At 47.3% G+C, this 10,408-nt stretch carries 10 protein-coding genes; 9 read left to right on the forward strand and 1 reads right to left on the reverse strand.

Annotation, left to right across the window (positions count from 1 at the left end):
• The 4 genes from VIM87_RS07725 to VIM87_RS07740 form a co-directional block, all read left to right on the forward strand.
• On the forward strand, window positions 1–1,162 hold a 1,162-nt coding region (locus VIM87_RS07725), incomplete at its 5' end, for a glycoside hydrolase family 30 protein (protein ID WP_331996426.1).
• Window positions 1,163–1,346: 184 nt separating this feature from the next.
• Window positions 1,347–2,216, forward strand: a complete 870-nt coding sequence (locus VIM87_RS07730) for an aldose 1-epimerase family protein (protein WP_331996427.1) — start codon at window positions 1,347–1,349, stop codon at window positions 2,214–2,216.
• A 105-nt stretch (window positions 2,217–2,321) separates the two neighbouring features.
• Window positions 2,322–2,666 (forward strand): hypothetical protein, encoded by a 345-nt coding sequence (locus tag VIM87_RS07735; RefSeq protein ID WP_331996428.1) that lies wholly within the window; start codon window positions 2,322–2,324, stop codon window positions 2,664–2,666.
• A 115-nt stretch (window positions 2,667–2,781) separates the two neighbouring features.
• Window positions 2,782–2,979: a hypothetical protein gene (locus VIM87_RS07740; protein WP_331996429.1), complete on the forward strand. Its 198-nt coding sequence runs from the start codon at window positions 2,782–2,784 to the stop codon at window positions 2,977–2,979.
• 118 nt (window positions 2,980–3,097) lie between these two features.
• On the opposite strand, the gene VIM87_RS07745 is transcribed toward VIM87_RS07740, so the two are convergent.
• Window positions 3,098–4,642 carry an alpha-N-arabinofuranosidase gene (locus VIM87_RS07745; protein WP_331996430.1) on the reverse strand — a complete coding sequence of 515 codons (1,545 nt, stop codon included), beginning with the start codon at window positions 4,640–4,642 and terminating at the stop codon, window positions 3,098–3,100.
• 394 nt (window positions 4,643–5,036) lie between these two features.
• Between VIM87_RS07745 and VIM87_RS07750 the strand changes: the two genes are divergently transcribed.
• From VIM87_RS07750 to VIM87_RS07770, 5 genes are all read left to right on the forward strand, one after another.
• Window positions 5,037–5,513, forward strand: a complete 477-nt coding sequence (locus tag VIM87_RS07750; RefSeq protein WP_331996431.1) for a hypothetical protein — start codon at window positions 5,037–5,039, stop codon at window positions 5,511–5,513.
• Between the two features lie 194 nt (window positions 5,514–5,707).
• Window positions 5,708–6,862 (forward strand): FecR family protein, encoded by a 1,155-nt coding sequence (locus VIM87_RS07755; protein ID WP_331996432.1) that lies wholly within the window; start codon window positions 5,708–5,710, stop codon window positions 6,860–6,862.
• A gap of 108 nt (window positions 6,863–6,970) precedes the next feature.
• On the forward strand, window positions 6,971–7,996 hold the full coding sequence (locus VIM87_RS07760) for a metallophosphoesterase (RefSeq protein ID WP_331996433.1): 1,026 nt from the start codon (window positions 6,971–6,973) through the stop codon (window positions 7,994–7,996).
• A 93-nt stretch (window positions 7,997–8,089) separates the two neighbouring features.
• The gene (locus VIM87_RS07765) at window positions 8,090–9,787 is read left to right on the forward strand and encodes a sodium:solute symporter family transporter (protein WP_331996434.1); all 1,698 of its coding nucleotides are present in this window, start codon (window positions 8,090–8,092) and stop codon (window positions 9,785–9,787) included.
• Between the two features lie 349 nt (window positions 9,788–10,136).
• On the forward strand, window positions 10,137–10,408 hold a 272-nt coding region (locus VIM87_RS07770; protein ID WP_331996435.1), incomplete at its 3' end, for a MarR family transcriptional regulator.

Below are 10,408 nucleotides of genomic sequence, written 5' to 3' on the forward strand. Positions count from 1 at the left end.
GGCCTACGTGATCAATAAGCTCAATACCACACAACGTAAGCAGCTGCTGCAGGACCTGTTTGATCCGCAGCAGGGCATAGGCATCAGCTACCTGCGGCTAACCATGGGCGCATCGGATTTTTCGCTGGCTGATTTTACGTACGATGATCTGCCCGCAGGGCAAACAGATGCCGGCTTAACACATTTTTCTATAGAGAAGGATAAGGCAGATGTGCTGCCCGTACTGAAGGCCATTAAAGAGTTAGCGCCGGACCTGCAGCTGATGGCCACACCCTGGAGCGCACCTGCCTGGATGAAGGATAATGGTAAGCTGGCAGGCGGCCGTTTAAAAACAGAATGGTATGCAACCTACGCCAGCTACTTTGTAAAATACCTGCAGGCCATGCAGCAGGAGGGGATTTCTATTAATACCATTACTCCGCAGAATGAGCCGCTGTTTGAAGCCAAATATCCCTCCATGTACATGGATGCCGCTATGCAGGCTGCATTCATAAAAGATAACCTGGGGCCTGCTTTTCAAAAGAATAAGCTTAACACCGGCATTATAGTGTATGATCATAACTGGGACCACCCGGAATACCCGATTAATATCCTGAACGATGCGCAGGCTAAACAATACATCACCGGTTCTGCATTTCACGCTTATGCAGGGCAGGTAAGCGCTATGACGCAGGTGCATGCACAGCACCCGGATAAAGGCCTTTATTTTACAGAGGTCTCCGGCGGCGCCTGGGCTACGGATTTTGCATCCAACCTGGACTGGAACATGAGTAATTTATTCATTGGCGCCATGAACAACTGGTCTAAGATCACTTTGCTCTGGAACCTGGCGCTGGACAGCAACAGCGGGCCGCGTAACGGAGGTTGCCAGGATTGCAGGGGAGTGGTAACCATAGCATCCGGCGGCAATATTACCTACAACGTGGAGTATTATGCTATTGGCCACCTGTCTAAATTTGTACGGCCCGGCGCTTTTCGTGTAACGATGACCGGTAGCGCCGTTCCCGGCCTGGAAAGCGTAGCATTTTTGAATAAGGATAATTCCAAAGTATTGGTAGTGCTGAACCGGGAAGCCGAGGCAAAAACCTTTGCAGTTACAGACGGTACGCACCAATACACTTACTCCATGGAAGGCAAGGCTGTAGCTACTTTTGTCTGGTAACGCGTGGCAGGCTAAAAAGAATGTAAAATGTAAAATCATAAATGTAAAATGTAAAAGTGGGAACGCAGTTCCTTATCCGCTGCATTTCACTTTTACATTTGAAATTTTACATTTATGATTTTACATTCTTTTAGCCTGCCCACTTAACGCTTTTTATTATTTTTGCCCCACAACTAACCATCTTATGCTACAGCTTTCCAACGACAAAATAAACCTCACTATTGCCGAACACGGGGCCGAGCTGCAAACCCTGACCCGTAAGGATATGCCCCTGGAATATCTCTGGAATGGCGATGCAGCGTTCTGGGGTAAAAAAAGCCCGGTGCTTTTTCCCATTGTAGGCGGCCTGCATAATAACAGCTACCAGTATAACGGCGAAACGTACACGCTGGGCCGGCATGGTTTTGCGCGGGATAATGTTTTTACAGTGGTGCAGCAAACAGCCACCAGCGCTACTTTGCGCCTCACGGATAGTGCAGATACCTTAAAGGTATATCCCTTTCATTTTCAGTTTGAGGTAGCTTATGCGTTGCAGGATACCAGCTTAACCGTTACCTACCGGGTAAAAAATACCGGGAATGAAAAGCTGCTGTTCTCCGTGGGCGGCCATCCCGCCTTCAGGCTGCCTTTGGCAGATGGTACGGCCTATGAAGATTATTACCTGTATTTTAATAAAGAGGAGAATGCCGGTAAATGGCCGCTGTCTGCAGCCGGGCTGATTGAGCGCACCACACAGCCTTTGCTGGAACATACGCAAACCTTACCATTAAAACGATCCTTATTTTACCAGGATGCCCTGGTATTAAAGCACCTGGCTTCTGATACCGTTACCCTGAAAAGCGACAGAACGCCGCATGGCCTTACTTTTCATTTTAAGGGATTTCCTTACCTGGGGATCTGGGCCGCTAAAAATGCGGATTTTATATGCATAGAGCCCTGGTGTGGAATTGCCGATCATGTGGATGCGAGCGGCCGGCTGGAAGAAAAGGAAGGCATCATAGAGCTGGCGCCCGATGGGGAGTTTGAACGGGCATGGAGTGTGGAATTGTTTTGACACTTGAAAAGCATTAACGCTTGTTAACGTTGCTTAACCTCACTTAACACCCCTGTAAGTGGTTTTATACGAACTTAAATGTGTGGAGTATAAAACCACTTACTTATGGAAAACAAAAAATTCCTCGTTACCCTTATCCTGGTAGCATTTGTAGCCACGCTATTTGCATTCAGAACACCCTCACAGGTCACTAAATGGCAATATTGTACCGTTGTAGCCCGTGGAAGCTTTTTATCGTCCAAAGTGAAAATATATGTAGACTATGGACAGGAGAAAGGAGACCGCATGAAAAAAGCCAACCAGCTCAAAGATGCAGACAGCAATATTTTAAAATTCAACACGATTGTAGATGCGCTGAACTATATGAACCAGCAGGGCTGGGAGTGCTCGCATGCATATACCATGGATACCAATTGTATACAATACCTGTTACGCAAACCGGCAGAGTGAGCAATGCCGCGCCGGCAGGCGTTTTAGCCGCCCCTTCCGTAAACAGGCTGGCACCATTTTAGCGCTGTAAAAGTGGTTAAACGGAAACTATTTTTTAACATTAAAACTATTAGATATGCCGGCAAAAGACAGATCAATCGGAAGCCAGGGTTTAGAACAGGGCGGCCCTAACGTAGGGAATGATTATAGCCGCAATATTACCCGTGAGACACAAAAGAATGATGTCTCAGATATTGCAATACAGAAGAACAAAGCAAAAGACCGCCAGAAGTCCGGTCAACCGGCTAAACCCGGCAATACAAAGAACAGATAATAATTATTATTAACCCTATACCAACATCCATCCCCAATAAAAAAGCAGGCTGTGTTCTATAAAGGAACACAGCCTGCTTGGTGTTTATCCGCTTCGCTATATTAATAATTCTTCACTATTAATTCTTCATCTCCAGTAACACCACAGATTGTGGCGGTAAGCTCACATTCAGGTTATTGCCATTCTTTTTGGCGCCGTTAAATTTGGCGGGTTGCACGGTATGCGGTGCATCAAAGGTATTTACGGCGGTGAATTTGGCCGCTGTTAACACCTGCCCATCCACCGTTTTCCAGGAAAGGTTACTGATCTGGGCAGATACATTAATGGCATGGTGCGGATCCAGGTTCACCAGCGTAACATGGATCACGTTGTTGGAATCCACAGAAGCAGATGCATTTACTGAAGGGATCTTTTCATTACCCATGCTGTACTGCGGGCTATTCAGTAATATAGGCAGCAGCTTGGCATCCTGGTGTACTTTAAACAGGTCAAACACGTAGTAGGTAGGTGTGAGCAGCATTTTTTCCTTGTCGGTGAGGATAAGGGCCTGCAGCACATTCACGGTTTGCGCCAGGTTAGCCAGGCGTACACGGTCGCAATGGTTGTTAAAAATGTTGAGTGTGGATGCTGCTACCAGCGCATCGCGCAGGCTGTTCTGCTGGTACAGGAAACCGGGATTGGTGCCGGGTTCTACGTCGGTCCAGATGCCCCATTCGTCAACGGCCAGGGCTACACGTTTTTCCGGATCATAGTGGTCCATGATAGCGCTATGGCGGCTTACCAGCTCTTCCATATGAAGGCATTTCTTCATAGTGGTAAAATATGCCTGCTCATCAAATGCGGTGGCGGAACCTTTTTTCTGCCAGGTTCCCGGCACGGTATAATAGTGCAGGGAAAGGCCCCACATCTGGTTCAGCGGAATGTTCTGCATTTCGGTTTCCGTCCATTTATAATCACCATCAGAAGCGCCACAGGCAATTTTCTTCAGCGTGGCGCCCGGGTAATTTTTGGCAAAAACGGCATAACGGCGGTATTCATCTGCATAGTGGGCAGCTGTCATATTGCCGCCGCAACCCCAGCTTTCATTACCTACTCCCCAGAAATGCACATTCCAGGGTTCTTCGCGTCCGTTCTGTTTCCGCATTTTGGTCATGGGGCTTTCTCCGTTAAAATTCAGGTACTCCACCCATTTATTCATTTCTTCTACGGTGCCGCTGCCCACGTTGCCGCTGATGTAAGGCTCGCAGCCCAGCAGGCTGCAAAGCTCCAGGAACTCGTGGGTGCCAAAGCTGTTATCTTCTGTAACGCCGCCCCAGTTGGTGTTCACCATTTTAGGGCGTTGGTCGCGGGGGCCAATGCCATCGCGCCAATGGTATTCATCTGCAAAACAGCCGCCTGGCCAGCGCAGGTTGGGAATCTGTATTTTTTTCAGGGCTTCCACCACATCCAGGCGGATGCGGTCTTTCTTTTTCACCGGCAATTTCTCATCTACCCAAAAACCGTCGTAGATGCATCTTCCCAGGTGTTCGGAAAAGTGGCCGTAAATATGCCGGCTGATGGTGGCGCCGGTATTATTTTGCTGAATAGTGAGCGTGGCATCGTTTTGCCCGGCCACGTATAAAAAAGATAACAAGGCCGCAAGGGAGCTGAGTATTTTTTTCATTATAACGTGAAGTTTGAGGTCACTAAGCTAGGCATTATTTTTATAAATGTCAATTATACAATTAAAAGTTTTTGATTAAAGGTCCATGGTCGATGGTCCATAGTCCATTGCATACTGCAAAAGGCAGGTATTACGTGTAAAAGAAATAATATTGGCTGATGCAGGCGAATTGCGGCAATGACCTATTGAACCTGGTGGGTTGCCTGCAATGCAAATGCAGTTTCACTGAGGCAGCAAGCAAGTGGATCACGGTACACCCGTTTTCCATGCAGCAGGCAATGGACTATGGGACTGTAAACGCGCACTCTAACAGCCCCGCAGCATGCTATGGACTATGGACCATGGACCATGGACTCTCAACCATTTTCCGTAACTTTAAGTAAAAGCGTGTTTTATGGCCCAACCTAACATTGAACTGATAGCCGCTTTACGTGAAACGGCCAAACGTCTGAAAAACGGGGCTCCGTATGCATGGGGCAACCATGGCACCTGCAACTGCGGCAACCTGCTGCAGGTAGTTACAAACCTGAGTAAAGAGGATATCCTGTACTATGCCCAAACCGGCATAGGGGAGTGGACAGAGCTGGCAGAGGAGTACTGCGTGGTATCCAATGCCCCCGTAGCCATGCTGATCACCAAACTGCTGGAAACGGGACTTACGCCAACGGATATACATAATATTGAATATTTACAGGACCGGGATGTGCTGGACCGTTTACCAGGTGGTTTTCGCTGGTTAAAAAGGAACCAGCGGGACGATGTGGTGGTGTACTTCGAAACCTTTGCTACCTTCCTGGAAGACAAACTGTTACAACAGGTGGAAGTGCCTTATGAACAGTGGCTGCAACCGGAGGGTTTAACATATCCTTAACAGGGGGATTAACGGCCTGTTAACTACTGCTAAATCGATTAGCGTTACTTTTGGAACAGTCTGCGCAATGAGAACAGCGTAATTGGCCCGCTGTATTTAGCTATATGCTTTCAGCTTCATTGTCATGGTATATATTTTTCCTCAGAATGCTGTTCAAAATTTTAACTTATCACCAATTGGCACTAATCGATCAAATGGAATATACTCAGGAGCATATTTACGAATTGCTGTTACGCAAGAAGAAAGGGAACATTAACCACGCGGATAACCAGTACCTGGAACAGCTAATGGCAGGCAACGAGGACGTTAGCCGCTTATGGGACGATATCAGGCTGCACGATTTTGATGAGGATGTCTGGTATGAGATCGAGGATAATGAGGCTGCCTGGCAAAAAATTGAACAGGAATTGCTGCAACCGCAACATAAGATCCGGCGGTTCCCAATCGTAAAATGGCTGGCGGCCGCCTGTGTGCTGGGTGTTATGGCCACCGGCGCATACTTCCTCCTGAAACCATCTGTCCCCATGACAGGTACGGAAATGGCGGAAGCAGCTTCCCATGCAAAGGGGCTGCGCTTAAAGCTCTCCAACGGTAAAACCATTCAGCTCCCTTACAACGAACCTTCACAGCAGATCACAGCCGGCAGCGTAGCGCTGAACGCCGGCGCCAGAACCCTGCAGTATACTACAGAAGACCGTACCATGGGTGGTTTGAACACCCTCATTGTACCGCCTAAAATGGACTACCGCCTTATTTTATCCGATGGTACGGAAGTTTGGCTGAATGCAACTTCCACCCTGAAATTCCCCTTTGGTTTTAATGAAGGCCGCAGGGAAGTGTATTTGGAAGGGGAAGGATATTTTAAGGTAGCCAAAAATGCAGAAAAGCCTTTTATTGTACATACCCCGCAAACAGAAGTAGAAGTGCTGGGTACAGAATTCAATATAAATACCTATAAAACCGGCATCACCAGCACCAGCCTGGTATCCGGCGCAGTAGCCACCCACTCAGGTTCCTCTACCCTGGTATTAAAACCCGGTCAGGAAGCGGTATATACCGAGCACCTGGGCTTTACCGTACAGCAGTTTGACAGCGAGGTAGTGCTGTCATGGATGAACGGCGTTTTCCAGTTTGATAATACCCGCCTGCGCGACCTGGCGCCGGTGATCAAACGCTGGTTTGGCGTAAATGTGGTGTTTGATGATCAGTCACTGGCCAACGCACCTTTTACCGGTGTGCTGGATAAACACCATGATCTGCCTTTTTTCCTGAAAAATCTGAAGAACACAGGCGTGGGAATAGATTTCTATTATGACAAGGAAACGCTGCATCTGAAAGAAACGCATTAATCGTATTATTAATAACCATTACAAGGGTGAGTATGGAAGCTTGAAGCGGCTTTTATATCTCACCCTTCACTTTTTAACAGGGCTGTGATAATTAGTATATTAGTTATCATGAAAGCAGCAACCGATGGCCCGCATATTTTTTACGAGGGAGATACCATCCTGGTAAAGTCCATTACCGGCAGGCAGGGCAAGCCGGTTGCAGCCGTTCAATCCTTTCCCCTGGAAGAAAAACACCGTATAACCGTTCACTGCACTTTCCCCGGACATCCGGAATGGAACTTTTCCACCCCCTTGCAGCCCGTTTTACAGCCGCAGCCATCTGTTTACCCGGCTGCCGGGAAGCTGTTAGCTATTTCGGACATAGAAGGCAATTTTAACGCCCTGCGCGACCTGCTGCTGGCCAATGGCGTAATAGACTATCAATACCGCTGGACCTTCGGCAATGGGCGCCTGGTGCTCACCGGCGACTGCATGGACCGTGGCCCGCATGTAACGGAATGCTTATGGCTGTTTTACAGCCTGGAAATAAAGGCCCGGGAGCAGGGTGGTTATGTGCATTTTATACTGGGTAACCATGAGATCATGAACATGACGGACGACCTGCGCTATGTGCCTGAAAAATACCTGGCCAATGCCCGCCTGCTGCAGCATGACTATACGCTTTGGTACAAGCCCCATACAGAGCTGGGCCGCTGGCTGGCCACTAAGAACATTATCGAAAAAATAGGCGCAGTGCTGTTTGTGCATGGAGGCATCAGCAGCCAGGTAAATGCTTTACAGCTTTCTATACCGGATATAAATGAATTATGCCGTAACTGGTACTTTATGGGGATGCCGCCCCGGCATCCGGCCTTATACCTGCTTATGTACTCAGCGGCTTCACCCTTCTGGTACCGCGGGTATGCCCTTGGACAGGCCACCCCGCAGGAGGTAAATGATACCCTGCAGCGGTTCGGGGTGCAGCATATTGTTATAGGACACACCACGGTAAATAAATTAACCACCTTTTTTGAGGGGAGGGTAATAGATGTGGATACCCTGCATGCAGAAGGTATTTCAGAAGGCGTGCTGTTTGAAAATGGGGCTATTTTCAGGGTAGATAAACAGGGGAGAAGGGACCTGCTTACCGGTTAATATTTTTCCCCATTTGCCTCATTTGATTACAATTATTTGAATAATTGTCGGATTGACACTATATTAGTACCGCTAATATTGTAATTCACCGTTATGAACAAACTCGCACTTATAGACTACGTTATTTTTATTATCTACTTCCTGGTAGTGGCTTCTTACGGATACTGGATCTACCGCCGTAAGAAAAAGACCAGCATGGATACCAAGGATTTTTTCCTGGCAGAAGGTTCCCTTACCTGGTGGGCCATTGGCGCCTCTTTGATCGCCTCCAACATTTCGGCGGAGCAGTTCATTGGTATGAGTGGCAATGGTTTTTCTGTAGGCGTGGCCGTAGCCGCCTATGAATGGATAGCGGCTATTGCGCTGATCATTGTGGCAGTATGGTTTATGCCCGTGTACCTGAAGAACAAGATCTTTACCATGCCGCAATTCCTGAAAACCCGTTATAACGAAACGGTGAGCCTTATTATGGCTATTTTCTGGTTATTCCTGTATGTGTTTGTAAACTTAACGTCCATCCTGTTCCTGGGCGCCCTGGCCATTAACAGCCTGGTAGGCAATGGTAATTTTCATTTGATCATGATCGGGTTATCGGTATTTGCACTGCTGATCACCCTGGGAGGTATGAAGGTAATTGGTTATACCGATGTGATACAGGTGGCTGTATTGATCATTGGCGGCTTAGCCACTACGTACCTGGCGCTCACAATGGTGAGTGAGCACTTTGGCCTGGGCAGCAATGTGCTGGCGGGTTTTCAGGCGCTCATGAAAGATTCCCCGGATCACTTTAAAATGATCATGCAAAAACCGGCTGCAGATGCACCGCAACAGGAGATCAATAAATACCTGATGCTGCCTGGTTTATCAATGTACTTAGCAGGGCAGTGGATCGTGAACCTGAACTACTGGGGTTGTAACCAGTATATTACCCAGCGTGCGCTGGGCGCCAATCTGCAAACAGCCCGCAACGGTATTTTGTTTGCCGGTTTACTGAAGCTTATGATGCCTGTAATTGTAATGTTACCGGGTATTGCAGCTTTCGTATTATACCGCAATGGTGCGCTGCAGCAGGAGATGGCGCCGGGTGGGCATTTCAATGCAGATAATGCGTATTCTGCTATCCTTGGATTTTTACCCACCGGCCTCAAAGGCTTGTCTCTGGCGGCTTTAACAGCAGCTATTGTAGCATCGCTGGCCGGGAAGGCCAATAGTATCTCTACCATCTTCACACTGGATATTTATAAAAAGTATATTAGTAAGGATGCTAATGAAAAGCAGCTGGTATGGACCGGCCGCCTGGTGATCGTAGCAGCAATGTTGCTGGCTATTTTATTTACCTGGAATGATCTGTTGGGCATTGGCGGGGAAGGTGGTTTTACATTTATCCAGAAATACACCGGTTTTATTAGTCCGGGGGTATTTGCTATGTTCCTGCTGGGCATGTTCTGGAAGCGCACTACCGGCGCCGCCGCAGTGGCCGGCATTGTTACAGGCTTTGTTTTATCAGTGGTGTTCAACAACTATGCACCGCAATGGTTTGGTAATGAAACACTTTTATACACCGCATTTCCTAACGGGAAGGGCAAATACGAAATTCCATTCCTTATCTGTATGGGATGGGCTTTCTTTTTCACTGTGTTAGTAATGGTGTGTATGAGCTTAGCGGGTCCTAAAGTGAATCCGAAAGCATTTGAACTGGATGCCAGCATGTTCCGTGTAAAGCCTGCAACAATGGTGTTAATTGTAATTACATTATTGATATTGAGCGCGTTGTATGTACGCTTCTGGTAATAAATTACAAAGGCGCAATGGCTTACTGCTATTGGGTTTCAGCCGTTAGGCATTCAGCATGAAGAACTTAGAGAAATAAAAAAGGCGGTAGGAATACCGCCTAATTTTTTAACCATATCCTATGAAAAACCTATAACAAAGATATATGCTTAACCGTACCAAGCATTATACATTTGGTGAAGTGTGAGTTTTATCTAGTAAACGTGAATATTTGGCGTTTCTTAACGAGGAGTTAACAAACTTTTCATTATAAAATGCGATAAAAGTTCGCATAGAGATATCCCCCATTTATCCCCTATGGGTTAAATCCGTTACAACGTCTGTTGTGTTTTTGTTAACTTTGCGGTCTATGAGAATAGAAGAAGCCATTAAGCAGGGCAAGTTCAGCAATAATTTCCACAAGGCCCTGGTCAACCTAATATTCACCAGCAACTGGCTTCGGGATGCAAATGCCGAAATTTTCAAAAAATATGACATCCTGCCTCAGCATTTCAATGCGTTGCGTATCATCAAAGGCCGGCATCCCAAACCGGTGTCTGCAGGAGAGATCAAAGAAGTGTTACTGGACAAGGCCAGTGACGTAACCCGTTTGCTGGATAAGCTGGTAAAACAGGGGTATGT

It is taken from the genome of Chitinophaga sp. (assembly GCF_036569125.1).
In the GTDB taxonomy this organism is placed as follows: domain Bacteria; phylum Bacteroidota; class Bacteroidia; order Chitinophagales; family Chitinophagaceae; genus Chitinophaga.